This is a genomic window from Streptomyces sp. NPDC002564, from assembly GCF_042889645.1.
Lineage (GTDB): Bacteria > Actinomycetota > Actinomycetes > Streptomycetales > Streptomycetaceae > Streptomyces.
The window spans coordinates 522,522-547,203 of record NZ_JBIARE010000007.1 but is presented as its reverse complement, the minus strand read 5'-3'; the positions used below and the strand labels follow the sequence as shown (position 1 = coordinate 547,203).

The 24,682-nt window shown below is 72.2% G+C and carries 24 protein-coding genes and 1 pseudogene; 13 read left to right on the top strand and 12 right to left on the bottom strand.

From position 1 onward, the window contains the following. Nucleotides 1–81 precede the first annotated feature (81 nt). Nucleotides 82–1,386 (top strand): AI-2E family transporter, encoded by a 1,305-nt coding sequence (locus ACFYXE_RS26460; protein ID WP_389316237.1) that lies wholly within the window; start codon nt 82–84, stop codon nt 1,384–1,386. A gap of 45 nt (nt 1,387–1,431) precedes the next feature. Here ACFYXE_RS26460 and ACFYXE_RS26455 read toward each other — a convergent pair. Then, nucleotides 1,432–1,788, bottom strand: a pseudogene (locus ACFYXE_RS26455) (Lrp/AsnC family transcriptional regulator); the annotation flags it as partial. Nucleotides 1,789–1,802: 14 nt separating this feature from the next. Between ACFYXE_RS26455 and ACFYXE_RS26450 the strand changes: the two are divergent. The 5 genes from ACFYXE_RS26450 to ACFYXE_RS26430 all read left to right on the top strand — a co-directional run bounded on the left by ACFYXE_RS26450 (nt 1,803) and on the right by ACFYXE_RS26430 (nt 7,929). After that, nucleotides 1,803–2,387 carry a LysE family translocator gene (locus ACFYXE_RS26450; RefSeq protein ID WP_389316235.1) on the top strand — a complete coding sequence of 195 codons (585 nt, stop codon included), beginning with the start codon at nt 1,803–1,805 and terminating at the stop codon, nt 2,385–2,387. Nucleotides 2,388–2,593: 206 nt separating this feature from the next. Further along, nucleotides 2,594–3,715 carry a recombinase RecA gene (recA, locus tag ACFYXE_RS26445; protein ID WP_361166002.1) on the top strand — a complete coding sequence of 374 codons (1,122 nt, stop codon included), beginning with the start codon at nt 2,594–2,596 and terminating at the stop codon, nt 3,713–3,715. Nucleotides 3,716–3,718: 3 nt separating this feature from the next. Continuing rightward, nucleotides 3,719–4,552, top strand: coding sequence for a recombination regulator RecX (recX, locus tag ACFYXE_RS26440; RefSeq protein ID WP_389316232.1), 834 nt, complete (start codon nt 3,719–3,721; stop codon nt 4,550–4,552). A 144-nt stretch (nt 4,553–4,696) separates the two neighbouring features. Further along, complete coding sequence (locus ACFYXE_RS26435; protein WP_389316230.1) at nt 4,697–5,386, top strand: ArsR/SmtB family transcription factor; 690 nt, start codon at nt 4,697–4,699, stop codon at nt 5,384–5,386. After that, nucleotides 5,383–7,929 carry an FtsX-like permease family protein gene (locus ACFYXE_RS26430; RefSeq protein ID WP_389316228.1) on the top strand — a complete coding sequence of 849 codons (2,547 nt, stop codon included), beginning with the start codon at nt 5,383–5,385 and terminating at the stop codon, nt 7,927–7,929. The genes ACFYXE_RS26435 and ACFYXE_RS26430 overlap by 4 nt, the downstream gene beginning before the upstream one ends. 100 nt (nt 7,930–8,029) lie before the next feature. Here ACFYXE_RS26430 and ACFYXE_RS26425 read toward each other — a convergent pair whose 3' ends face one another. From ACFYXE_RS26425 to ACFYXE_RS26390, 8 genes are all read right to left on the bottom strand, one after another. Beyond that, nucleotides 8,030–8,407, bottom strand: a complete 378-nt coding sequence (locus ACFYXE_RS26425; RefSeq protein WP_389316296.1) for a rhodanese-like domain-containing protein — start codon at nt 8,405–8,407, stop codon at nt 8,030–8,032. A gap of 98 nt (nt 8,408–8,505) precedes the next feature. Continuing rightward, complete coding sequence (locus tag ACFYXE_RS26420; protein WP_389316226.1) at nt 8,506–9,045, bottom strand: cysteine dioxygenase; 540 nt, start codon at nt 9,043–9,045, stop codon at nt 8,506–8,508. 80 nt (nt 9,046–9,125) lie between these two features. Then, nucleotides 9,126–9,173, bottom strand: coding sequence for a hypothetical protein (locus ACFYXE_RS26415; protein WP_317987190.1), 48 nt, complete (start codon nt 9,171–9,173; stop codon nt 9,126–9,128). 407 nt (nt 9,174–9,580) lie between these two features. Then, a complete protein-coding gene (locus ACFYXE_RS26410; RefSeq protein WP_389316224.1) occupies nt 9,581–11,407 on the bottom strand; it encodes an FAD-dependent monooxygenase in 1,827 nt (608 codons plus the stop codon). 347 nt (nt 11,408–11,754) lie between these two features. After that, a complete protein-coding gene (locus ACFYXE_RS26405; protein ID WP_389316222.1) occupies nt 11,755–12,834 on the bottom strand; it encodes an amino acid ABC transporter permease in 1,080 nt (359 codons plus the stop codon). Further along, complete coding sequence (locus ACFYXE_RS26400) at nt 12,831–13,478, bottom strand: amino acid ABC transporter permease (protein ID WP_361165984.1); 648 nt, start codon at nt 13,476–13,478, stop codon at nt 12,831–12,833. The genes ACFYXE_RS26405 and ACFYXE_RS26400 overlap by 4 nt, the downstream gene beginning before the upstream one ends. Before the next feature lie 123 nt (nt 13,479–13,601). After that, on the bottom strand, nt 13,602–14,522 hold the full coding sequence (locus tag ACFYXE_RS26395; protein ID WP_361165981.1) for a glutamate ABC transporter substrate-binding protein: 921 nt from the start codon (nt 14,520–14,522) through the stop codon (nt 13,602–13,604). Between the two features lie 46 nt (nt 14,523–14,568). Next, complete coding sequence (locus tag ACFYXE_RS26390) at nt 14,569–15,348, bottom strand: amino acid ABC transporter ATP-binding protein (protein WP_361165978.1); 780 nt, start codon at nt 15,346–15,348, stop codon at nt 14,569–14,571. 295 nt (nt 15,349–15,643) lie between these two features. On the opposite strand from ACFYXE_RS26390, the gene ACFYXE_RS26385 reads away from it, so the two are divergent. Next, nucleotides 15,644–16,333 carry a response regulator transcription factor gene (locus ACFYXE_RS26385; protein WP_361165975.1) on the top strand — a complete coding sequence of 230 codons (690 nt, stop codon included), beginning with the start codon at nt 15,644–15,646 and terminating at the stop codon, nt 16,331–16,333. Nucleotides 16,334–16,350: 17 nt separating this feature from the next. Further along, nucleotides 16,351–17,766, top strand: a complete 1,416-nt coding sequence (locus tag ACFYXE_RS26380) for a HAMP domain-containing sensor histidine kinase (RefSeq protein WP_361165972.1) — start codon at nt 16,351–16,353, stop codon at nt 17,764–17,766. A 6-nt stretch (nt 17,767–17,772) separates the two neighbouring features. Here ACFYXE_RS26380 and ACFYXE_RS26375 read toward each other — a convergent pair whose 3' ends face one another. Further along, nucleotides 17,773–18,768 (bottom strand): TAXI family TRAP transporter solute-binding subunit, encoded by a 996-nt coding sequence (locus ACFYXE_RS26375; RefSeq protein ID WP_389316218.1) that lies wholly within the window; start codon nt 18,766–18,768, stop codon nt 17,773–17,775. A 139-nt stretch (nt 18,769–18,907) separates the two neighbouring features. On the opposite strand from ACFYXE_RS26375, the gene miaB reads away from it, so the two are divergent. Together miaB and ACFYXE_RS26365 are read left to right on the top strand one after the other, a co-directional pair. After that, nucleotides 18,908–20,398 carry a tRNA (N6-isopentenyl adenosine(37)-C2)-methylthiotransferase MiaB gene (gene miaB, locus ACFYXE_RS26370; protein WP_361165966.1) on the top strand — a complete coding sequence of 497 codons (1,491 nt, stop codon included), beginning with the start codon at nt 18,908–18,910 and terminating at the stop codon, nt 20,396–20,398. A 60-nt stretch (nt 20,399–20,458) separates the two neighbouring features. Further along, a complete protein-coding gene (locus ACFYXE_RS26365; protein ID WP_389316216.1) occupies nt 20,459–21,208 on the top strand; it encodes a class III extradiol dioxygenase subunit B-like domain-containing protein in 750 nt (249 codons plus the stop codon). A gap of 148 nt (nt 21,209–21,356) precedes the next feature. On the opposite strand, the gene ACFYXE_RS26360 is transcribed toward ACFYXE_RS26365, so the two are convergent. Further along, nucleotides 21,357–21,632 carry an antitoxin gene (locus tag ACFYXE_RS26360; RefSeq protein WP_389316214.1) on the bottom strand — a complete coding sequence of 92 codons (276 nt, stop codon included), beginning with the start codon at nt 21,630–21,632 and terminating at the stop codon, nt 21,357–21,359. A gap of 25 nt (nt 21,633–21,657) precedes the next feature. Then, a complete protein-coding gene (locus ACFYXE_RS26355; RefSeq protein ID WP_389316212.1) occupies nt 21,658–21,954 on the bottom strand; it encodes a hypothetical protein in 297 nt (98 codons plus the stop codon). 182 nt (nt 21,955–22,136) lie between these two features. On the opposite strand from ACFYXE_RS26355, the gene miaA reads away from it, so the two are divergent. The 3 genes from miaA to dapF all read left to right on the top strand — a co-directional run bounded on the left by miaA (nt 22,137) and on the right by dapF (nt 24,611). After that, complete coding sequence (gene miaA, locus ACFYXE_RS26350; RefSeq protein WP_389316210.1) at nt 22,137–23,075, top strand: tRNA (adenosine(37)-N6)-dimethylallyltransferase MiaA; 939 nt, start codon at nt 22,137–22,139, stop codon at nt 23,073–23,075. Between the two features lie 107 nt (nt 23,076–23,182). Beyond that, nucleotides 23,183–23,644 (top strand): hypothetical protein, encoded by a 462-nt coding sequence (locus ACFYXE_RS26345; protein ID WP_361166055.1) that lies wholly within the window; start codon nt 23,183–23,185, stop codon nt 23,642–23,644. A gap of 88 nt (nt 23,645–23,732) precedes the next feature. After that, nucleotides 23,733–24,611 carry a diaminopimelate epimerase gene (dapF, locus tag ACFYXE_RS26340; protein WP_389316208.1) on the top strand — a complete coding sequence of 293 codons (879 nt, stop codon included), beginning with the start codon at nt 23,733–23,735 and terminating at the stop codon, nt 24,609–24,611. Nucleotides 24,612–24,682 lie beyond the last annotated feature (71 nt).

Sequence of the window (24,682 nt, the reverse complement as noted above, 5' to 3'; positions counted from 1 at the left end):
GGGCCTCCACGCGCGCGTGGCCACCGTCCCAAGATGCGACGGTGGCACCTGAGGGGCCCTCGCGTGGGCGAGACTTGCCCCGTGGCACCGACAGACGAGACCGCGCAGGTCACCCAGGACACCGCTCCCCTCGGCACGACGCCGCCCGCGGAGCCCCCCGCCGGGGCCGAGGCAGGGCACGGCGCCCGCATGCCGCGCTGGCTGCCCCGCGCGTTGGTGCTCGCCCTCGCCCTCATCGCCTGCTTCCAGCTGGGCAGTTGGGCGTTCCACCAGCTCACCGGGCTGTTGATCAACATTCTGATCGCGTTCTTCCTCGCCCTCGCGGTCGAGCCCGCGGTCAGCTGGATGTCGGCGCGCGGACTGCGCAGGGGCTTCGCCACGTTCCTGGTCTTCCTCAGCGTCATGATCGTCAGCGCGGGCTTCATCACGCTGATGGGCTCGATGCTCGCGGGCCAGATCGTGGACATGGTCGAGGACTTCCCGGACTACCTCGACAGCGTCATCAGCTGGATCAACCAGACCTTCCACACGGACCTCTCGCGCGTCGAGGTGCAGGACAGCCTGGTCCACTCCGACTGGCTCCAGAAGTACGTGCAGAACAGCGCCAGCGGCGTCCTGGACGTCTCCGCGCAGGTCCTCGGCGGGCTCTTCCAGCTCCTGACGATCCTGCTGTTCTCGTTCTACTTCGCGGCCGACGGGCCCCGGCTGCGCCGCGCGCTGTGCTCGGTGCTGCCGCCCGCCAAGCAGGCCGAGGTGCTGCGCGCCTGGGAGATCGCCGTCGACAAGACCGGCGGGTACCTCTACTCGCGCGGCCTGATGGCACTGATCTCCGGCATCGCGCACTACATCCTGCTCCAGGTGCTCGGCGTCCCCTACGCGCCCGTGCTCGCAGTCTGGGTCGGCCTGGTCTCCCAGTTCATCCCCACCATCGGCACGTATCTGGCGGGCGCCCTGCCGATGCTGCTCGCCTTCACCGTCGACCCCTGGTACGCCCTGTGGGTGCTGATCTTCGTGGTCGTCTACCAGCAGTTCGAGAACTACGTGCTGCAGCCCAAGCTCACCGCCAAGAGCGTCGACATCCACCCCGCCGTCGCGTTCGGCTCGGTCATCGCGGGCACGGCGCTCCTCGGTGCGGTCGGCGCGCTGATCGCCATCCCCGCCGTCGCGACGCTGCAGGCCTTCCTGGGGGCGTACGTGAAGCGGTACGACGTCACGGACGACCCCCGGGTGCACGGGCACCGGCGCCACGTCGGAGCGCCCCTCCTCGCGCGCATGCGGCGGGCCCTGCGGGGGCCGAACCGGCCGGAGGCGCCGCCGACCTCCGGCGGCCCGTCGCCGAAGCCGGACGCGGGCGACGCGGATGGCGCAGACGGCACGGCTAAGTAGGAGCAAGTCCGAGCGCGGACAAGGAGAGGCGGTTGCAGGAGGCCGTCACTCGGGCAGCGGTCTGTCGTGCACGACGTTCTTCATGACCAGGGTCGACGTCAGCCGCTGCACTCCGGGGAGCTTGGCCAGCTGCCGGTCGTAGAGCTCCTGGAACGCGCTCAGATCGACGGTGGCCACGCGCAGGAGGTAGTCGGGCTCGCCGAACAGGCGCTGGGCCTGGGTCACGTGGGGGACCGCCGCCACGGCTTCCTCGAAGGCTTCGACGGTGTGGGAGTCCTCCCAGCGCAGCGTGGCGAAGACCAGGGCCTCGAAGTCCAGTCCGACGGCGGCCGGGTCGACCACCGCGTGGTAGCCGCGGATCGCGCCCGCGCGTTCCAGGTCGCGCAGGCGGCGGTGGCAGGGCGGCTTTCCTGGCGGTGGACCTGTTGCTGGTGTTCACCCCCGGCGCGGACTGGGCCTATGCGATCTCCGCGGGGCTGCGGGACCGGTCGGTCGTCCCCGCGGTCGCGGGGCTGATAGCCGGACACGCGGGGTACGCGGTGCTCGCCGTGGGCGGTCTGGCGGTGCTGGTGGCGAGCTCGGCCGGCCTGCTGACCGCGCTGACGGTGCTGGGGGCCGGATACCTGGTGTGGCTGGGCTGGGGCGTCCTGCGCAAGCCCGCCGCGCCGGCCGCGGCCACGGGGGACGCCGCGTCGTCCCGCTTCCAGGCCGTGGTCAAGGGGGCCGCGGTGAGCGCCCTGAACCCCAAGGCGCTGCTGCTGTACTTCGCGCTCTTCCCGCAGTTCATCGACTCCGCGCGGGGCTGGCCGGTGGCCGCGCAGACCGGCTTGCTCGGCCTGCTCCACATGACCGCGTGCGCCGTCGTCTACCTGTCCGTGGGCGTGCTGGCCCGCACCGTGCTGAAGGCCCGGCCCGCTGCCGCCCGCATCGTCAGCCGCACCTCCGGCGCCATGATGATCGCCATCGGCGGGGTCCTCCTCGCGGAGAGCCTGGTCGGCTGACGGGCTGCCCCGCGACCCGCGGACCCCCGGCGTGCCGCGCTTGACACTAAATTCGAACATCCATTCTCATGGGTGGTCCGGCGGCGATTTTCCGGGGATGGCCTCGAGTTATCCACAGGCTGGACGGGCGTCGGGGCGGATTGTCAGTGGCAGGCGTTAGCGTCTTTGACGTGAAGCGATCGACTCAAGCAAATCGGGTGGAACCCATGGCAGGAACCGACCGCGAGAAGGCGCTGGACGCCGCGCTCGCACAGATTGAACGGCAATTCGGCAAGGGCGCAGTGATGCGCATGGGCGAGCGGCCGAACGAGCCCATCGAGGTCATCCCCACCGGGTCGACCGCGCTCGACGTCGCGCTCGGCGTCGGCGGCATCCCGCGCGGCCGTGTGGTGGAGGTGTACGGACCGGAGTCCTCCGGTAAGACGACCCTCACGCTGCACGCCGTGGCCAACGCCCAGCGGGCGGGCGGCGCGGTGGCCTTCGTGGACGCGGAGCACGCCCTCGACCCCGAGTACGCGAAGAAGCTCGGCGTCGACATCGACAACCTCATCCTGTCCCAGCCGGACAACGGCGAGCAGGCCCTCGAGATCGTCGACATGCTGGTCCGCTCCGGCGCCCTCGACCTCATCGTCATCGACTCCGTCGCCGCCCTGGTGCCGCGCGCGGAGATCGAGGGCGAGATGGGTGACTCGCACGTGGGCCTCCAGGCCCGCCTGATGAGCCAGGCGCTCCGGAAGATCACCAGCGCGCTCAACCAGTCCAAGACCACCGCGATCTTCATCAACCAGCTCCGCGAGAAGATCGGCGTGATGTTCGGCTCCCCCGAGACCACGACCGGTGGCCGGGCGCTGAAGTTCTACGCCTCGGTGCGCATGGACATCCGCCGCATCGAGACCCTCAAGGACGGCACGGACGCGGTGGGCAACCGCACCCGCGTCAAGGTCGTCAAGAACAAGGTCGCGCCGCCCTTCAAGCAGGCCGAGTTCGACATCCTCTACGGCCAGGGCATCAGCCGCGAGGGCGGCCTGATCGACATGGGCGTCGAGCACGGCTTCGTCCGCAAGGCCGGCGCCTGGTACACGTACGAGGGCGACCAGCTCGGCCAGGGCAAGGAGAACGCGCGCAACTTCCTCAAGGACAACCCCGACCTCGCCAACGAGATCGAGCGGAAGATCAAGGAGAAGCTGGGCGTCGGCGTCAAGCCCGAGGCCCCGGCCGAGGAGCCGGTCGCGGACGCGGCGGTCGTCCCCCCGGCCGACGACGCCAAGACGGTGCCCGCGCCGGCGGCGAAGGTCGCCAAGTCCAAGGCCGCGGCGGCCAAGAGCTAGTCCGTGACGCGACGAACCGACTGGGCGGACCACACCGCCCCCGAAAGCCGCACCGGCCGCACCCGCCGCGCCGGGCGGGGCCACGGGGGCGGTGTGGATCAGGACGGCACAGGCCGGGACGGCGACGGGAGCGGCGGCTTCCAGGAGGACCGCCCGGGGGACGACGGCTTCGGAGGCGGCGGCTTCGGGGACGACGGATTCCAGGGCGGCGACGGCGCCGGGGACGACGGCCTTCCCGGTCGCGGCCGTGGGCGCCGTCGGCGACGCGGCGGTTCCGACGGCCCTCAGGACAGCGGTTCCCCTTCCTCGTCGAGGGCCGGGAAAGGGGAGCCGCCGACGGATCCGGCGGAGCGGGCACGGGCGATCTGCCTGCGTCTGCTCACCGGCACCCCACGCACCCGCAAGCAGCTCGCGGACGCATTGCGCAAGCGGGAGATCCCCGACGAGGTGGCGGAAGAAGTGCTCTCCCGCTTCGAAGAGGTCGGCCTGATCAACGACAGCGCCTTCGCGGACGCCTGGGTGGAGTCCCGGCATCATGGCCGTGGCCTGGCCCGCCGTGCGCTCGCGCGGGAGCTGCGCACCAAGGGCGTGGAGTCCACGCTGATCGACGAGGCCGTGGGGCAGCTCGACTCGGAGCAGGAGGAGGCGACCGCGCGCGAGCTCGTCGCCCGCAAGCTCCGCGCCACGCGGGGCCTGGAGCGCGACAAGCGCCTGCGCCGCCTCGCGGGCATGCTCGCCCGCAAGGGCTACCCCGAGGGCATGGCCCTCCGGGTGGTGCGCCAGGCCCTGGAGGAAGAGGGCGAGGACACCGAGGACTTGGGATACGGGACGTTCTGACCGGGCCGCCCCCACGGGGGTGGGGCGGCAGGCGGGACGGTTCACGGATCCCAACTCGCGCTCCGCAGGGTGGGGTTAACCCCCCTGCGGAGACGCCGGGCCACCGCAGTGCACAGACATGTGTGCACAGGCGACTGTGTACGCATGGCACAGGCCCCCGACGAACCCGACGGACCCGACGCGGCCGGCGCGGCGTACGCGCCCGTCCCGGCGCCGCAGGAGCTGAGCGACCTCCGCGCGCTCAAGGCGCTGGCGCAGCCGCGGCGGCAGCAGATGTTGCAGCACCTCGCCGTGCACGGACCCGCCACCTCGGCGACCCTCGCCAGAGCCCTCGGCCTCAACACCGGATCGACCAGCTACCACCTGCGGGAACTCGCCCGCTACGGCTTCGTCGAGGAGACGCCCGGCTCCGGGCACCGACGTGAGCGCTGGTGGCGGGCCATCCCGGGCGACCGGCGCTTCCCGCCGCGCAGCAGGCAGAGCCCCGAGATGCGACGCGTCATGGACGAGCTCAACCATCTCTCGTACGCCGCCGACCTGGAGCTCTTCGAGCAGGTGCGGCGGCAGGGCGGGGCCGCGTCCGGCGAGTGGGCCGACGCCTTTCGCTTCTCGCGGGGCACGATCCGGCTGACCGTGCCCGAACTGCGCGAGTTCTTCGAGGAGTACATCGCGCTGCTCAACCGCTACCGGCGGTCCGGCGCCGACACCCCGGAGGGCGCCCGCACCGTCCTCACGCGGTTCCTGGCCTTCCCCGCGCCCGCGGCTCCCGCGCCCGCCTCCGACGCGCCCGGTGATGCCGCCTCCGACAACAGAAGAGAGACGGATCCCGCATGATGCTGCGCTACGCACTGCAGACGGTCAGAGACCGCAAGGGCGGATTCCTGGGCGCCTTCCTCGCGCTGATGTGTGCCGCGGCGCTCATCACGGCCTGCGGCACCCTCCTGGAGACCGGCCTGCGCGGCACGGTCGGGACCGAGCGCTACGCCGCCGCACCCGTGATCGTCTCCGCGGACCAGAACGTCCACCGGACCACGGTCAAGCACAAGAAGGGCAAGACCAAGGTCAAGCACAAGGCGAAGCCGATCGCCGAACGGGCCTGGCTGCCGGCCCGGGCCACCGCGGACAGACTCGCCAGGGTCCCGGGTGCCGGCGCCGTCGTACCCGAACTCACCTTCCTCGCGGAGCCGCTGACGCCCTCCGCCGCACAGGACGCCGACCGGCCCGCGTACGGGCACGCCTGGGAGTCCGCCGCCCTCACCCCCTTCCGTCTCGTCGACGGCACGGCCCCGCGCGCGGCCCACGACCTGGTCATCGACCGGGCCCTGGCCGACCGCGCGGGACTCCGGCCCGGCGACCGCCTGACCGTCCAGTCGACACGGAGCCCCCGCGCGTACCGCATCACCGGCGTGGCCGCCCCGGAGCACGGCGACCTCGCCCATCAGACCTCGCTCTTCTTCTCCTCCGGCGAGGCCGAGCGGCTCGCGGCGCACCCCGGGAAGGTCACCGCCTTCGGCGTCGTACCGGCCCGCGGCACCACCGTCGGCGACCTCGAAGAGGCGGTCACGCGGGCCCTCGACGGCACGACGGCGCAGGTCGGTGTGGGCAAGGAGCGCGGGCCCGTGGAGTTCCTCGACGCCGCAGGGGCGCGCGTGAAGCTCGTCAGCATGGGGGGCGCCATGGGCGGCACCTCCCTCCTCGTCGCCGTCCTCGTGGTGGTCGGCACCTTCGCCCTCTCCATCCAGCAACGCCACCGTGAACTCGCCCTGCTGCGCGCCGTCGCGGCCACCCCGCGGCAGATCCGCATGCTCCTCGGGCGCGAGGCGCTGCTCGTCGGCGGCGCCGCCGGAGTCGTGGGGGCGCTCGCCGGAATTCCGCTGGGCGACCTGCTGCATGCCCGCTTCGTGGAGATGGGTGCCGTGCCGGCCACCCTCGAACACACCACAGGCGTCCTCCCTTCGCTGGCCGCCGTCGCCGCCACCCTGCTGGGCGCCTGGGCCGCCGCCCGCGTCGCGGGACGCAGGGTGGTCCGCATCCGTCCCGCGCAGGCCCTCGCCGAGGCGCGGGTCGAGCGGAGCAGGCCCGCCTGGAGCCGGGTCGTCGCCGGTCTGCTGGTGCTCGTCGCGGGTGCCGTGCTGGTCGCCGTGCTGAGCGTGCTGCGCACCGAGGCGGCGTCCACTCCCGTCACCTTCCTGACCGTCGTGGTCTTCGCCTGCGCCATCGCGCTCCTCGGCCCGCTCGTCGTCCGCGCGGCGGCCGCACTCCTGCGGGGCCCGCTCCGCCTCGCGGGCCCGGGCGGCAAGCTCGCCCACGCCAACCTGCGCGGCAACGCGGCCCGCATGGCCGCCGTCGTCACCCCGCTCGCCCTCCTCACCGGCATGACCTGCACCGTCCTCTTCGTCCAGCCCACCCTCGGCGACGCGGCCCGCGCCGAGGTCCGCGCGGGCCTGCGCGCGGACTGGGTGCTCGCCGCGCAGGGCCCCGGCATCCCGGCGGAGGCCGCACGCACGCTGCGTACGACCGAAGGCGTCGAGGCCGCCACCGAGATCGTCCGCACCACGGTGCGCGTCGGGCTCGACAAGTACCCGGCGCAGGGCGTCACCCCCGAAGGCCTCGCCCGGACCTGGGACCCCGACGTCACCGCCGGATCGCTCAAGGGCTTCGGCGCGGGAGGCGTCGCCGTCAGCGAGCTCGCGGCCGACCGGCTGGGGCTGAAGCCGGGCAGCACGCTCGACCTCACCCTCGGCGACGGCACGAAGGCCGCGCTCACGGTCCGCGCCGTCTACGCGCGCGGGCTCGGGTTCGGCGATCTGACCATGGCGCACGATCTGGTCGCCCGGCACGTCGACAACCCACTCGCCGCCACGGTCCTCGTCAGGAGCGACCGTACGCAGGAACAACTCGCGGCAGACGTGCGGAAGTTCCCGGGAGTCCGCGTCCTGTCCCCGACGGCCGCCGACAGCCTCCGGGCCGAGCACGCGCAGGCCGACGCCGAGGTGAACCTCCTCGCGATGGGCCTCGTCCTCGCCTTCACCGCCATCGCCGTCGTCAACACCCTCGCGATGTCCGTCTCCGAGCGCGTGCGCGAGTTCGCGATGCTGCGCCTCGCCGGTGCCACACGCCGCCAGATCCTGCGGATGCTGCGCACCGAGGCCCTGTCGGTCGTGCTCATCGGCACGGCACTCGGCAGCGGCGTGGCGCTGGCCGTCCTGACCGCCTTCAGCCTGGGCATGACGGGCAGCGCGGCACCGACGGTCGTTCCCCTGGTGTACGTCTCGGTGGTCGCCGTCGCCGGGCTGCTCGCGCTGGTCGCGACGGCGCTGCCGGGCCGTGCCGCTCTGCGACCGCTTCCCGTCACGGTGGCGACGGCCAAGGAGTAGGACGGCCCTCGGGCGGTTCGCGCGGCGCGCTTCCCCCGGGAGCATGCGAGGACGGGGGCAGTGGGCGCCCCTCACGAAAAGGGCGCCCACGCGCGCGTGCTCACCGTGCGGCGGCCTCCACCGGCAGACCCGCGGCCCGCCACGCCTGGAAGCCGCCGTCGAGGTCGGTGGCGTGCCGCAGCCCCAACTGCCGCAGGGAGACGGCCGCGAGGCTGGACGCGTACCCCTCGTTGCAGACCACGACGACGCGCAGGTCGTGTCCGGTGGCCTCGGCGGCGCGGTGGCTGCCCTGCGGGTCGAGGCGCCACTCCAGCTCGTTGCGTTCGACGACCAGCGCGCCGGGGATCAGCCCGTCCCGCTCGCGCAGCGCCGCATACCGGATGTCGACCAGGAGGCCACCGGCCTCGGCGGCCGCATACGCCGCCTTCGGGGAGAGCCGGTCGAGGCCGAGCCGGACGCGTTCCAGCAACTCGTCGATCCCGACGGGCCGTTCGCCGCCCGACTCGCCGGACTCGCCCGGCTCGCCCGACCCAACCGCTCGCTCGCCGGCCGTCCTCTTGGTACGCTCCCGGGCGCTCACTGCCAGTCCTCCGGGCGTTCCACCGACTCCAGGCGGAGGATGTCGCCGGTGCGGCTGTAGCGGCGGATCTGCGGCAGCGGCGGGTAGTAGGCGTGCACCGAGACGGCGTGCTCGGTCGTGGACTCGTTCAGCACCTCGTGCACGTGGTTGCGGCCGAAGGCGCGGCCGTCCCCGGCGGCCAACGTCCGTTCCCGGTCGACGTCTTCGGAGAGCTCCAGCGTCTTCCAGCCGTCGGTCGGCAGCCGGGCCGCGAGTGAGTTCTCCTTGAGGGTGCCCGCCGCCGTGAGGAAGGCACCGACCGACTCCGCGTGGTCGTGCCAGCCGGTGCCGGTGCCGGGCGGCCAGCCGATCAGCCAGGCCTCGCTGCCGCCGGGGCCCTGCAGGCGCACCCAGGTGCGGCCCTCGGGGTCCAGCGGCAGGGAGGCGATGAGGTCGGCGTCGGCCGCGGTACGGCGTACGAAGGCGAGGAGTTCGGCGGAGGTGGGCGCCGCGGAGCGCGCGGACGAGGGCGCGGGGGAGGAGGGGGCAACAGACACGGGTACCGTCCTGGGGGTTCGCGGAAGGGCGCGCGAGACAACCCGGGAACGGGGCTCGGCGCGCAGGGAGAAGTGCGAAGTCAGCAGGACGGGTGACACACGCAGCCTGCGTAGCGGACGAGGTCCATGTGGACCCTCCGCCACAGGCGCACATCGGTGTCGGTCACGATCCGGAGTAGACCACGGGGGTGCTTGGCGGTCAACCTCGGCCCAGCATGCGGTCGGGCGCGCTCAAGGCGTGGGCGGCAGGCGCGTGCGGGCAGGTGAAAGCCCCGGCAAGCGCCGGGGCGCCCCTTGAACCTCTGCTTCCGCCGCCCCTTGTAGGGGGCTACTCCTGGGAGGGCATGAGCCCGTGCGCCCGGGAATCCGCGGGCCCGGATTCCGCGGGCTCTCGAGCGGGAATCCGTGGGCTCTTGAGTACGGAATCCGTGAGTTCGTGAGCCTCGCGACGGCCACTTCGTGAATCTCGGAACGGTCACTTCGTGAGCCTCGCAACGGCCGCTCCGGAGCTCGCAACGGCCGCTCCGGAGAACGACTACCTCCGAGGCCGAGCCGCCGCCCCCGTGGCCCCTCCAGCCCCCGTCTTCCCCGTGGCCCCTCCAGCCCCCGTCTTCCCCGTGGCCCCTCCAGCCCCCGTCTTCTCCGTGGCCCCTGTGGCCCCCGTCTTCCCCGGGCCCCCCGCCGTGCCCGCCGCCCCCGTCGCCTCCGCGGCCCCTGCGGCCCGCTCCGTCTCCGCTGGCCCTCCCGCGCCGTCCCGCTGCCCCGGCGGCCCCGCCGCGTCGCCCTCGCGTCCCGTGGCCGCCGCGCTGCCCAGTGCCGCCTCTGCGGCCGCGTACATCTCGGCCGGGCGCACCCCGGACAGGGCGGTGACCAGATGGCCGTCGGGCCGGATCAGCAGGACCGCGTGAGCGGCAGCCCCGGGGTAGCTCTCCGCGACGAGCAGCTCGGCGGGGTGCGGCAGTGCCGTGACCGCCGCGGCGAGCCGCGGCATGATCCCCGCCGACACCCAGTGCCGCCGCTCCCACACCCCGGTGCCCGGCGCGACCAGGACGACGATCAACTGTCCGAGCCCGAGCCGGTCCCGCAGCTGGACGAAGGTACCGTCGGGCGCCGTCACCCGCACATCGGCGACCGGCGCACCGGGCTCGGTGCCCACCGCGGCGACGGAATCGGTGGCAGCCGGTGCCAGCGGCGACTCGGCGTACGACGAGGGCGCGCCGAGCACACCGCGTCCCACGTGACCGTCCGTGAGCAGCGCGTCGTGTCCGCGCGCGGTCCCCGGCACGTACGCGCGCAGGCCCTTGCCGCCGCGCAGCACGGGCAGCGACTGGTCGGCGGCCCGCAGCCGCGCGGCCACGCCGGCCCGCCGCTCGACCTGGTAGCTGTCGAGCAGCGCCTCGTGCGCGCCGTGGTGCCAGGCGAGCGCCAGCTTCCAGGCGAGGTTGTCGGCGTCCCGCAGCCCCTCGTCGAGCCCCTGGGTGCCGAGCGCGCCGAGCAGGTGGGCGGCGTCCCCGGCGAGGAAGGCGCGGCCGACCCGCCACCGCCGCGCCAGCCGGTGGTGGACGGTGTGCACGCCGGTGTCGAGCAGTTCGTACGGCGGTGTGGAGCCCTCGCACCAGCCCGCGAGGGTCTCCCGGATGCGGACGACGAGGGCGTCGGGCGTCACCAGCTCGCCGCGCGGCGGCAGCAGCCAGTCGAGCCGCCACACCCCGCCGGACAGCGGACGGCCCGTCACTTCGGCGCCCCCGCTGCGCCACGGCGGCATCCGGTGCAACAACGCCTGACCGGGCCAGGGAAGTTCCGTGCGCAGGGCGGCCACGGCGTGTCGCTCGACGGCGGTACGTCCCGGAAAGCGGACGTCGAGGAGCTTGCGGACCGTGGAGCGGGGGCCGTCGCAGCCCACCAGATAGCTGCCGCGCCACCAGGTGCCCTTGGGCCCGCGCGTGTGGGCGGTCAGGCCGGCGGCGTCCTGCTCCAGGGAGTCGAGCTTGCTGTCCACCGCGACCTTGACGAGTCGCTCGCCGGCGATGGCGTCGCGCAGGGCGCCGGTGAGCACGTGCTGCGGCAGGTGCAGCGGGGCGGGGGTCTCCGCCCCGAAGTCGAGCTCCCGCATCAGCTGCTTGCGCCGCACCGAGCGCCAGCTGGTCCACCGCGCGCCTGATGCCGCGTCACCGAAGGAGTGACCCGCGAGCCGCTCCACGAACGCGGCGGTGTCCTCCCTGAGCACGACGGTCCGTGCGGGGCGCTGCTCGTCCTTGCCGGGCCCCTCGTCGAGGACGACGGTGGGCACCGAGTGACGGGCCAGGGCCAGGGCGAGGGCGAGTCCGACGGGGCCCGCGCCGACGACGATCACCGGGTCCACGGCGCACGCCCTTCGGCCCGGCGGGCTCCGAGGGTCCGGACTGCCCGGAAGCGCTGGACGTACGTACAGGAACTGGCAGTTGGAGCCCGGTGCACGATCACAGAACGTATGCAACCCATTGCTTGTGCCTGCGTCAAGCGACGACGGCAGTGGCGCGACCGTGGCTTTCACCGGGATGTCCGATCGTCCGCTCACCTGCCGGGCGGCCTGCCGGGCACCGGGGACACTCGAACGGCCCAGCGAAGCCCGCCGGGAACGGGGCCCGTGCGGGGGCGTGAAACAGGGGAGGCAGCGACCTTGTGGCCGCTGCCTCCCCCGGACCCGCACGTCCGTTTCCTGATGCGCGCTCAGTTCACCTTGCCGGTCGGCCCGTCGGGCCCGTCAGGCCCTTCGCGGTCCGTCGGAGCGCTCTTCGGGTCGGCCACAGTGGTGTCGGTCGCCGTGGTGTCGGTCGACTTCGAGTCGGTCGTCTTCGGGCCGGTCGGGACGCCGTCGGCCTGCGCGGCCGCATCCGTCGTCGGGCCGACCGGCTCCGACGGGTCGAGCACTCCGGGGGCCTCGGCGGGCTCCGCGGCGGCCGCCACCACGATGCCCGTCTTGGCCCGGCGCCCGCGCTTCTCGACCCAGGTGGCGAGCCCGGAGAGGGCCATGCACATCGCCACGTAGATCGTGCCGACGACCATGATCACCGGTACGTAGATGTACTGGCCGTTGACCAGCGTGGTGTTGGCCAGCTGCCGGGCCGCGTACAGGAGCTCCGCGTACGTGATGATGTAGCCGAGCGAGGTGTCCTTGAGGGTGACCACCAGCTGGCTGATGATCGTCGGCAGCATGGACCTGACCGCCTGGGGCAGCAGCAGCATGGTCATCACCTGGGACTTGCGCAGTCCCAGTGCGTACGCCGCCTCCACCTGTCCGCGGGGCACGGCGTTGAAGCCCGCGCGCAGCACCTCCGCCTGCACCGCGCCGTTGTAGACGGCCAGGCCGATGACCAGGGCCCAGAAGCCGTTGTTCGCCCCGATGGTGCCGAGGTCGCTCTTGTAGGTCAGGAACAGGACCCACAGGGCGTAGATCGTGATCAGCAGCGGGATCGCGCGGAACAGCTCGATGAAGCCGGTGGCCACCCAGCGGACCGGGCGGTGGTCCGAGGCGCGGGCGACCGCGAGGACCGCGCCGAGCACCAGGGACAGCACGCCGGCGAGCGCGAAGACCTTCAGCGTGGTGACGATGCCGTCGCGGATCGTCGTGCGCACGTTGGAGTAGTTGAAGGTGTTCCAGACCTCGGACGCGAAGTGTCCGCGGTCCGCGAGGCGCATGATCACGAAGACGATCAGGCCGATGATGGCGGCCGTGCCGACCACGGAGTAGATGCGGTTGCGCATCCGGGCCTTGGGGCCCGGAGCGTCGTACAGAACGCTGGCGCTCATCGCGCGACCTCCATGCTCCGCTCGAGCAGCCGGAACAGCCCGCTGATGGTGAACGTGATCACGAGGTAGCCGAGCGCCACCCACAGGAAGAGCCACGCGATGGCGAAGCCCTGGTCACTGAGGAACTTCTGCCAGCCGAAGAGTTCCGTGACGCTGAACGCGCCCGCGATGGCGGAGTTCTTCGTCAGCGCGATGAAGATGCTGCTCAGCGGCGGCAGCACGGTGCGCACCGCCTGGGGCAGGATGATCATGCCGAGGGTCTGGAAGAACGTCATGCCGAGCGACCGGGCGGCCTCCGCCTGCCCGAGCGGCACGGTGTTGATGCCGGACCTGACGGCCTCGCAGACGAACGACGAGGTGTAGACGCTGAGCACGATCAGCGCCTTGGTCCACGGGTCGAAGCCGAAGTCGAAGACCTGCGGCACCGCGAACCAGATGGTGAGGAAGAGCAGCGTCAGGGGCGTGTTCCGGAACAGGGTGACCCAGGCCGCGCCGAAGAACCGCAGCGGCGGGACCGGCGAGACCCGGAAGCCGGCGAGCACGATACCGAGGAGTAGCGCGAGCAGGCCGCTGGCGACGGTCAGCCAGACGGTGCCTATGAATCCCTCGCGGAATTCCGCCATATGGTCGAGCAGTACATTCACGGGGATGTCCTCGTGGGCGGCAGTGGACGGGCAGGGGGAGCCGGGCCCCGTACCCGCCGCCGGGGCGGGTACGGGGTGCCGGTCAGCTCACTGCCGGGGGGTGGGGACGGACGAGCGTCGCGGTCAGTAGCGCTCGAGGGCCGGCGGCTCGGTGAACTTCGACTTGGAGAGGCCGAGCGTGGCGTCGTACGCCTTCTTGTAGTCGCCGTTCTTCTGGTGCGCCTCGATGGCGTCCGCGACCGCGTCGCGCAGCGCCTTGTCGCTCTTGTCCATGCCGATGCCGTACGGCTCCTCGGTGAACGGCTTGCCGACGACCCGCAGGGCCTTCGGCTGCTGCGCCGCGTAGCCCTTGAGGATGGCGTCGTCGGTGGTGACGGCGTCGACCTCCTTGTTGATGAGCTGCTGCACGCACTCCGAGTACTTGGCGAGCTCGACGGTCTTGGCGCCGTACTTCGACTTCTTGATCTCCTGGAGCGGGGTCGAGCCCACGATCGAGCAGACCTTCTTGCCCTTCACCGAGTCGGGCCCGGTGATGCTCTTGTCATCCTGTCGGACGAGGAGGTCGGCGCCGGCCAGGAAGTAGGGACCGGCGAAGCCGACCTGCTTCTTGCGCTCGTCGTTGATCGTGTACGTGCCGACGTACAGGTCGACGTCACCCTTGGAGATGGTGGTCTCGCGCACACCGGAGTCGATCGTCTTGAACTCGATCTGGTCGGGCTTGAAGCCGAGGTCGGCGGCGACCATCTTGGCGATCTCGATGTCGAAGCCGGAGCGCTTGCCCGCGCTGTCCTTGAAGCCCAGGTACGGCTGGTCGTCCTTGGCGCCGATGACGATCTTGCCGGCCTTCTGGGCCTTCTTCAGGACCGTCGAGTCGATCTTGACGTCCGACTTCACGTCGTACGTGGGCAGCTTGGGCGCGTTCTTGCCGCCGGTCGGGTCCTTCGGCTTGTCGCCGGCCGTGCCCTCCTCGCCGCCGCAGGCGGTGGCGGTCAGGGCGAGGGCGGCGACGACCGCCGCGGCGGCTGCGGACTTGCGGAGCTTCATGGTGAACATCCTTTGGTTCGACTGGTGTGGAGACGGCGTGGGAGCCTCAGTGCTTAAGGATCTTCGACAGGAAGTCCTTGGCCCGGTCGCTGCGCGGGTTGTTGAAGAACTGGTCCGGCACGGCTTCCTCGACGATCCGGCCGTCCGCCATGAAGACGACGCGGTTGGCCGCGGAGCGGGCGAAGCCCATCTCGTGGGTGACGACGACCATCGTCATGCCGTCCCTCGCGAGCTGCTGCATGACCTCGAGGACCTCGTTGATCATCTCCGGGTCGAGCGCCGACGTGGGCTCGTCGAAGAGCATCACCTTGGGGTCCATCGCCAACGCACGCGCGATGGCGACGCGTTGCTGCTGACCGCCGGAGAGCTGGGCGGGGTACTTGTCGGCCTGGGAGGCGACGCCCACGCGGTCCAGCAGGGCGCGTGCCTTCGTCTCCGCCTCCGCCTTGCCGATCTTGCGCACCTTGGTCTGGCCCAGCGTCACGTTCTCCAGCACGGTCTTGTGCGCGAAGAGGTTGAACGACTGGAAGACCATGCCCACGTCCGCGCGGAGGCGGGCGAGCTCCTTGCCCTCCTGGGGCAGCGGCTTGCCGTCGATCGAGATGCTTCCCGAATCGATCGTCTCCAGGCGGTTGACGGCACGGCACAGGGTCGACTTGCCGGACCCGGAGGGGCCGATCACGACGACGACCTCGCCCCGGGCGATGGTCAGGTCGATGTCCTGGAGGACGTGCAGAGCGCCGAAGTGCTTGTTGACGTTCTTCAGCACGACCAGGTCGTCGGCCCCAGACGGTATGGCGTCCTTGGTCACCGATGCTTCGGTCACGGCTTGTTGCTCCATCCTCCTCGGTTGGGAGGACAGTAATAACCCAGTGCGACCAGCGTCATTACATCTGAGGGGAAATTGAGCATAACGATCCGGCTGCAACCGGACACTCCGTGTGAAGAGGGTCCACGGTGTGCGTACCGGGTGGGTAACGGAACGTGCTCACGCCCCGAACCCTCTTGACGCGGTCCTTATCCATCGGCGTGGATGCCTTGGTGTGCTCGCGCGGGACCCGGCGGTGAATTCCGGGAGTACCGGCCGCGACGGAACGACGGATGAACTGGAGGGGGCCCACATGAGACTGCTTCTCGTCGAGGACGACGACCACGTGGCCGCCGCCCTGTCCGCGGTCCTGGCCCGGCACGGCTTCGACGTCGTGCATGCGCGCAGCGGCGAGGAGGCGCTGCAGGCCCTGCTGCCCGCCCAGGCGCCGCCCTTCGGAGTGGTGCTCCTCGACCTCGGTCTGCCCGACCAGGACGGCTACGAGGTCTGCGGCAAGATCCGCAAGCGCGGCTCGATCCCGGTGATCATGGTGACGGCCCGCTCGGACGTCCGCTCCCGCATCCACGGCCTGAACCTCGGGGCCGACGACTACGTGGTGAAGCCCTACGACACCGGGGAGCTCATCGCCCGTATCCACGCGGTCATCCGGCGGCCCACCCCGCCCGGCGCGGCGGCACCGGACGAGAGCGAACTGCGGCTCGGTTCCGTGCACATCGAACTGCCCACCCGGCAGGTCAGCGTGGACGGTTCGGTCGTCCAGCTGACCCGCAAGGAGTTCGACCTGCTCGCCCTCCTCGCGCAGCGCCCCGGCGTCGTGTTCCGCCGGGAGCAGATCATCAGCGAGGTGTGGCGCACCAGTTGGGAGGGGACGGGTCGCACCCTCGAGGTGCACGTCGCGTCCCTGCGGTCCAAGCTGCACATGCCCGCCCTGATCGAGACCGTGCGCGGCGTGGGCTACCGCCTCGTCGCCCCGGCCGCCTAGCAAGGAGCGGGGAACAGGTGCGCTCGCGGCTCCTCCCGCTGCTGATCGTCCTCATGGCGGGCGTCCTGCTCGCGCTCGGCTTCCCGCTCGCCGTGAGCGTCGCGGCGGCCCAGCAGCAGAAGGTCGTCGTCGACCGGATCGACGACACGGCCCGCTTCGCCTCGCTCGCCCAGTTCGTCACCAAACGTCCCACGGGGCCGCTGGACGGCGGCAATCAGGACGAGCGGCGCGACACGCTGCAGAACGAACTCGACGACTACTTCGACGTCTACGACATCCGCGCGGGCGTCTTCTACCGGGACGACGGCCCCATGGCCAACTCCCCGCACGACTGGTTCCTGCCCGGCGACGGAGCCGTGCGCGACGCCTTCGACGAGGCGCTGCGCTCCCGCGGCAGCCACGACCCCGAACAGGTCTGGCCGTGGCAGCGCGGGCGGCTGGCCGTCGCCTCCCCGGTGATCAAGGACGGCGACGTGATCGCCGTGGTCGTCACGGACTCGCCGACGGGACGCATGCGCTCCCAGACGCTGCACGGCTGGCTCCTGATCGCCGCCGGGGAGTCGGCGGCCATGCTCCTCGCCGTCGGCGCGGCCCTGCGGCTCACCGGCTGGGTACTGCGGCCGGTGCGCGTCCTGGACGCCACCACCCACGACATAGCGACCGGACGCCTCAAGTCCCGGGTGGCGGCGGCGGGCGGGCCGCCGGAACTGCGCCGCCTGGCCCGGTCGTTCAACGAGATGGCCGACAACGTCCAGGACGTCCTGGAACAGCAGCGCGCCTTCGTCGCCGACGCCTCCCACCAACTGCGCAACCCGCTCTCCGCCCTCCTGCTCCGCATCGAACTCCTCGCCCTGGAACTGCCCGAGGGCAACGAGGAGATCGCCTCGGTCCGCACCGAAGGCAAGCGTCTGGCCCAGGTCCTCGACGACCTGCTCGACCTGGCGCTCGCCGAGCACGCCGAGGCCGACCTCACCCTCACCGACATCGGCGATCTGGCGGCCGAGCGCGTCGCCTCCTGGCGCCCGCTCGCCGACGAGCGGGGCGTCCGCCTGACGGGCACGTGCCCGGCCACCACCGGCTGGGCCGACCCCATCGCCCTCTCCAGCGCCCTGGACGCGGTGATCGACAACGCCCTGAAGTTCACGCCGGAGGGCGGCCCGGTCCACGTGACGGTCGCCTCCTGCGACGCGACGACGACCGTCGTGGTCACCGACGGCGGCCCCGGCCTCACCGAGGACGAGCTCGGCCGGGTCGGCGACCGCTTCTGGCGCAGCAACCGCCACCAGAACGTGCGGGGCTCCGGGCTCGGCCTGTCCATCTCGCGGGCCCTGCTCGCGGCGGGCGGCGGCTCCCTGACCTACGCGGCGCACGAACCGCACGGACTGAAGGTGACCGTCAGCGTCCCGCGCAGCGGGCCCCCGGCGGCGGGCTGAAGGCGCTCAGGGCTTGACCGAGCGGTAGTAGCGGCGGGCGCCCTCGTGCAGCGGGAGCGGGTCCGTGAACAGGGCGGTGCGCAGGTCCACCAGCTGCGCCGCGTGCACCTGGTCCCCTATGTGGTCGCGGCTGTCGATGACCGTGCGGGTCAGCTGCTCGGTCAGCTCGGAGTCGGCGCGGTCCGTGGTCACCAGGAGGTTCGCGACGGCCAGCGTCGGCACGGCACGGCCGCGCTGCGCGGCGGGATACGCGTCGGCCGGCATCGTCGCGGCCCGGTAGTACCGCGAGCCGCCGCCCTGCTTGTGCAGTGCGTCGACGAGATAGCCGAGCTTGACGAGCTTGACGTCCATGTCCTTGGAGAGGTCGCGCACGGACGTGGTCGGCAGACCGCCCGACCAGAAGAAGGCGTCGATGGAGCCCTTCTTCAGGAGGGCGGGCATGGTGTCGATGCCCGCGGCCACCGGCTCGACGTCCCCGACCGGGTCCAGGCCCGCCGCTTCGAGCACCCGGTCCGCCACCAGCCGCACGCCGGAGTGCTCCTGTCCCACCGCGACCCGCTTGTGCCGCAGGTCCTCGACGGTGTCGATCTTCGAGGAGCGCGGCACCACGAGCTGGATGTAGTCGTCGTACAGGCGCGTGCAGCCCCGCAGCCGGTACCAGCCCGGCGCTCCGCTCAGGCGGTACGTCTCCACGGCGTCGGCGGCCGCGATGGTGAAGTCGGACTTCCCGGTGGCCACCCGGGCGACGTTCTCCTGCGACCCCTCGCTGTTGCGGAGCTCGACGTCGACATCGGGCATGTCCTGGGAGATCGCCGTCTCCAGGAGCTTGCCGTAGCGCTCGTAGACGCCCTTCTGCACGCCCGTGCTGAAGGTGAGCCGCCCGCTGGGGGAGTCCTCGCCCATGGGCAGCAGCCACCACAGCAGCAGCCCGAACACCACGAGCGCGGCGGCCGAACCCTGCAGCGCGCGACGCCTGCCGATGGGGGGGAGTGCCTGGAGCATGCGCGCGATCCTGCCAGCCCACTCACCGTGCTGACCAGGGGTGGGATCACACTGCGCACCGCCACGGCCGCCCTCACCGGCCGTGCGGCCGCAATCCGCCGACACGCGCGCGTGGCGACCCCGTACCCTGGGGGGCGAGATGAGCGCGAAGACTTACGAGGTGCGCACCTACGGGTGCCAGATGAACGTCCATGACTCCGAGCGGCTCTCCGGCCTGCTGGAGGACGCCGGTTACGTACGTGCGCCCCAAGGGGCGGACGGGGACGCCGACGTCGTCGTCTTCAACACGTGCGCCGTGCGCGAGAACGCCGACAACCGTCTGTACGGCAATCTCGGCCGCCTGGCGCCGATGAAGACCAAGCGTCCGGGGATGCAGATCGCCGTCGGCGGCTGCCTGGCCCAGAAGGACCGCGACACCATCGTCAAGAAGGCGCCCTGGGTCGACGTCGTCTTCGGCACGCACAACATCGGCAAGCTGCCGGTCCTCCTGGAGCGCGCCCGCGTCCAGGAAGAGGCACAGGTCGAGATCGCCGAGTCGCTGGAGGCCTTCCCGTCGACGCTGCCGACCCGCCGCGAGAGCGCGTACGCGGCGTGGGTCTCCATCTCCGTCGGCTGCAACAACACCTGCACCTTCTGCATCGTGCCCGCGCTGCGCGGCAAGGAGAAGGACCGCAGGACCGGCGACATCCTCGCCGAGATCGAGGCACTCGTCGGCGAGGGCGTCAGCGAGATCACCCTCCTCGGGCAGAACGTGAACGCGTACGGCTCGGACATCGGCGACCGCGAGGCCTTCAGCAAGCTGCTGCGCGCCTGCGGTGCCATCGAGGGCCTGGAGCGCGTGCGCTTCACCTCCCCGCACCCGCGCGACTTCACCGACGACGTGATCGCCGCCATGGCCGAGACGCCCAACGTGATGCCGCAGCTCCACATGCCGCTGCAGTCCGGCTCGGACCCGATCCTCAAGGCGATGCGCCGCTCCTACCGGCAGGATCGTTTCCTGGGGATCATCGAGAAGGTCCGTGCCGCGATGCCGGACGCGGCGATCTCCACCGACATCATCGTGGGCTTCCCCGGTGAGACGGAGGAGGACTTCGAGCAGACCATGCACGTGGTCCGCGAGGCCCGCTTCGCCAGCGCCTTCACCTTCCAGTACTCCAAGCGCCCCGGCACCCCCGCGGCCACCATGGAGGGGCAGATCCCCAAGGAGGTCGTCCAGTCGCGCTACGAGCGCCTGGTGGCCCTCCAGGAGGAGATCTCCTGGGCGGAGAACAAGAAGCAGGTCGGCCGCACCCTGGAGCTGATGGTCGCCGAGGGCGAGGGCCGTAAGGACGGCGCCACGCACCGCCTCTCCGGGCGCGCCCCCGACAACCGCCTGGTCCACTTCACCAAGCCCGACACCGCGGTGCGCCCCGGCGACGTGGTGACGGTCGAGATCACGTACGCCGCCCCGCACCACCTGCTCGCCGAGGGGGCCGTCCTGGACGTGCGCCCCACGCGCGCGGGCGACGCCTGGGAGAAGCGGAACGCCGAGGCGGCCGCGAAGCCCGCCGGGGTCATGCTGGGTCTGCCGAAGATCGGCGCGCCCGCGCCGCTCCCGGTGGCCTCGGGCAGCGGCTGCGGCTGCGACTGACCCGAGCCCGCCGGGGGACGCGCCGACCGCCCTTCGCGGGGGCGCGTTACCCTGCGGATCATGCTTGTCGCCGCAGCCGTCTGCCCCTCACCGCCGCTGCTCGTCCCCGAGGTCGCCGCGGGCGCCGCTCCTGAACTGGACGCCGCGCGCGCGGCGTGCGCGGACGCCATCGGGGTCCTCGCCGCCGCCCGGCCCGACCGCCTCGTCGTCGTCGGCCCCGCCGAGCAGAGCGGGCGCGGTCCGCATCCGCAGGGCGCCCGGGGGTCCTTCCGCGGGTTCGGGGTGGACCTCGACGTACGCCTGGGCCCCGTGCCGCCGCAGGAGGGCGGACGGGGCGACGTCCCGGACGCCGACACCACCGTGCAGCGGGAGCTCCCGCCCTCGCTCGCCGTGGCCGCCTGGCTGCTCGGACGCACGCGGTGGTCGGCCGCCCCGGTGGAAGGGCTCGGCGTGGGGGAACCTCTGGCCGCCGAGCGGTGTATCCATGTCGGAGGGGACATCGGGGCACGGGCCGACCGGGTGGCGCTGCTGGTGATGGGCGACGCCAGCGCGTGCCGCACGCTGAAGGCGCCGGGGTATCTGGACGAGCGGGCGGCCGGCTTCGACGCGGCGGCCGGACGGGCCCTCGGCACGGCCGACGTGGCGGCGCTCAAGGCGCTGGACGCCGGTCTCGCGTACGAACTCAAGGCCGCGGGGCGTGCCCCGTGGCAGGTGCTCGCCGGGGCCGCGGAGGGCGCCGGACTGAGCGGCGAGCTGCTCTACGAGGACGCGCCGTACGGCGTGGGGTACGTGGTGGCCGCCTGGTCGTAGCCGACCTCGCGGGAGCCGTCTTCCCTAGCGCGAGCCGTCTTCCCTGACGGGAGCCGTCCTCCCTGGCGGGGTCCCATACCCGGCCTGCATCCGGGCACAGGGAGGCGGCCGCGGAGCGGTGTGCCCCGCGGCCGTCCGCCGCTGCGCTTCAGGAAGCCGGCGGGGGAGGCGGCGACGACGGAGGAGCGGTGCTCTCGCCCGCCTCCTTGCCCTTGTCCGTCCCGCCGAGGCGGTCGACGGCGTCCTTCGCCTTGCCCGTGCCTGCCTGGATCTTGTCGCTGTACTTGCCCTTGGTCTTCTCGTCGACCACCTTCGCGGCCTTTTCCAGGCCTTGGTCGATCTTGTCCCCGTGCTGCTGCGCGAGGTCCGCGACCTTGTCCTTGGCAGGGGCGAGCTTGGCTTTCAGTTGGTCCAGGAAGCCCATGGGTTCACCTTCCCTCGCTGGGGCGCTACTTGCGGACGCTCTCACCGGCCTCGCTGTCGGCCGCCGCCTTCGCCGACTGCTGCTTCGGGATGTCCACGCCCTCGGCGACCGCCTCGGCGGTGTCGGCGGACGCCCCCTCGGCAGCTTCCTCGGCCTCCTCGGCGCCCTTGTCGGCCTCGGCAGCGGGCTTCGTGTCGGCGTCGGCCGCAGGCGAACCCTCGGCCTCCGCCGGCTCGGCCGTCAGTGTGGCGGCGGCTGCCTCGGTCGTTGACGCCTCTTCGTCGGCCTTGGCCTTCCGGCGAAACAGTGCAAAAACGCCCATATCTACTCCATACGTTACTCGTGTGGGCGAAATCCCGCCCCGCCCGGTGCGTCCCATTGCGGCGCCCGGGTCTTCGGTCCTCGAAACCGGCGGCCGGAACCTCGCAACAGGCAACGACCTCGGAGCCGTGCCGTCACGTCGCTCGTTCGAGAACAGCACGTGCGGTTTGCGAGACTGGGGCGGTGAGTAGCGCAGCCCCCACCCCCCGGGTCATCGCCGTCGTCGGACCGACCGCGGCCGGAAAGTCCGATCTGGGCGTTTTCCTCGCCCAACGCCTCGGCGGCGACATCGTCAACGCCGACTCCATGCAGCTCTACCGAGGGATGGACATCGGCACCGCCAAGCTGACGCCCGAGGAACGCGACGGTGTGCCCCACCACCTCCTCGACATCTGGGACGTCACCGAGGCGGCCAGCGTCGCCGAGTACCAGAGGCTGGCGCGCGCCGAGATCGACCGCCTCCTGGCCGAGGGGCGCTGGCCGATCCTGGTCGGCGGCTCCGGCCTCTACGTGCGGGGGGCCGTGGACCACCTGGAGTTCCCCGGCACCGACCCCGCCGTGCGGGCCCGCCTGGAGGAGGAGCTCACGCTGCGCGGCTCCGGGGCCCTGCACGCGCGCCTGGCCGCCGCCGACCCCGCCGCCGCCCGGGCGATCCTGCCCAGCAACGGCCGTCGCATCGTCCGCGCCCTGGAGGTCATCGAGATCACGGGCAAGCCCTTCACCGCCAACCTCCCCGGCCACGACTCGGTGTACGACACCGTCCAGATCGGCGTCGACGTGGCACGCCCCGAGCTCGACGAACGCATCGCCACGCGCGTGGACCGCATGTGGGAGCGGGGCCTGGTCGACGAGGTGCGCGCCCTGGAGGAACAGGGGCTGCGCGAGGGCCGGACGGCGTCCCGCGCGCTCGGCTACCAGCAGGTGCTCGCGGCGCTCGCGGGCGACTGCACGGACGACGAGGCCCGCGCGGAGACCGTGCGCGCCACCAAGCGCTTCGCCCGCCGTCAGGACTCGTGGTTCCGCCGCGATCCACGGGTGCACTGGCTCAGCGGGGCCGTCGCCGACCGCGAGGAACTCCCGGCACGCGCACTGGCGTTGCTCGAACGACCGGTCACAGCCTGATCACGTGATGGCATCGGGACGCTCCGGCGGTCATCCCGGCACCTGACACCGTGCCATCATCGACCATCGATCGACCGTTGGAGTCCGAAGTGGGAGGGCGCGTGGCGATGGAGGCCGGCCCTCGTGACACCGCACATGAAGGCGGCGAGCAGCTGAGTCCCGACGGTCCCGACGAGACCCCGGGCGGCGTGACGGACGACGGTCCCGGCGCGGACGAGATGTCGGCGGACGTCGAGGTCGAGGTCGAGCTGCGGCCGCAGCCCCGGCTGCGCGTCTGGCAGCTCGCGCCCATCGTGATCCTGGCCGCGGTCGGCTCCCTGATGTTCGCCTTCCCGCTCGCCTTCGAGTTCGGTGACGGCGGTGCCGTCGTCGCCATGCTGGGCCTGCTGATCAGCTGCTGCGCCGCGGGCTGGGGCATGATGGCCGCCCGCCGCGTCGGGCACACCTGGCCCGGTCTGCCCGAGCGCGGCTCCGGGTGCCGGCCGGACTGGCGGGTCGTCTCCGCGTACGCCCTGCTCCTGCTCGGCGCCGTGGTGCTGGCCGTGTGGCGGGTCGCGCGGCTCCGCTGAGCCCCCGGGAGGCCCGCCCTCACCGCGGGGCGACCGCCCGGCGAGACCGTGTGGGTCCGCTGTCGGCGCCACCCCGTACGATCGAGGAATGAGCACGCGGATCGCCTTCCTCAAGGGGCACGGGACCGAGAACGACTTCGTGATCGTCCCCGACCCCGACAACACCGTCGAGCTGCCCCCGGCCGCCGTGGCCGCCCTGTGCGACCGCCGCGCGGGCATCGGCGGCGACGGCCTGCTGCACGTCGTGCGCTCCGCCGCCCACCCCGAGGCACGCCACCTCGCGGACCGTGCCGAATGGTTCATGGACTACCGCAACGGCGACGGCTCGATCGCCGAGATGTGCGGGAACGGAGTCCGGGTCTTCGCCCGCTACCTGCAGCGCGCGGGACACGTCGGCGAGGGAGACCTCGCGGTCGCCACCCGCGGCGGCGTGAAGACCGTGCACATCGCCAAGGCGGAGTCCGGCGGCGACATCACCGTCGGCATGGGCAAGGCGCGCCTCCCCGAGGGCGACGTCACCGTCTCGGTCGGCGACCGCAGCTGGCCCGCGCGCAACGTCAACATGGGCAACCCGCACGCCGTCGCCTTCGTGGACGACCTCGCCGAGGCGGGCCACCTGTACGAGCCGCCGCCCTTCAGCCCCGCCTCCGCCTACCCGGACGGGGTCAACGTCGAGTTCGTCGTCCCCTGCGGCCCCCGGCACGTCGCCCTGCGCGTGCACGAGCGCGGCGCCGGCGAGACCCGCTCCTGCGGCACGGGCGCGTGCGCCGTGGCCGTCGCGGCGGCCCGCAGGGACGGCGTGGACCCGGCCAGGACCGGAGCCCCGGTCACGTACACCGTCGACCTCCCCGGCGGCCGCCTGGTCATCACCGAGCGGCCCGACGGCGAGATCGAGATGACGGGCGGCGCGGTGATCGTCGCCGAGGGCGAGATCGCGTCCGAATGGCTCGAAACGGTACTCGCATGAACTGTCGCTCGAATGGGTGATCCGTTTCACGCTCGGCGAGAGGCGGTCAGCGCCGCGTGATGGGCTCGGTA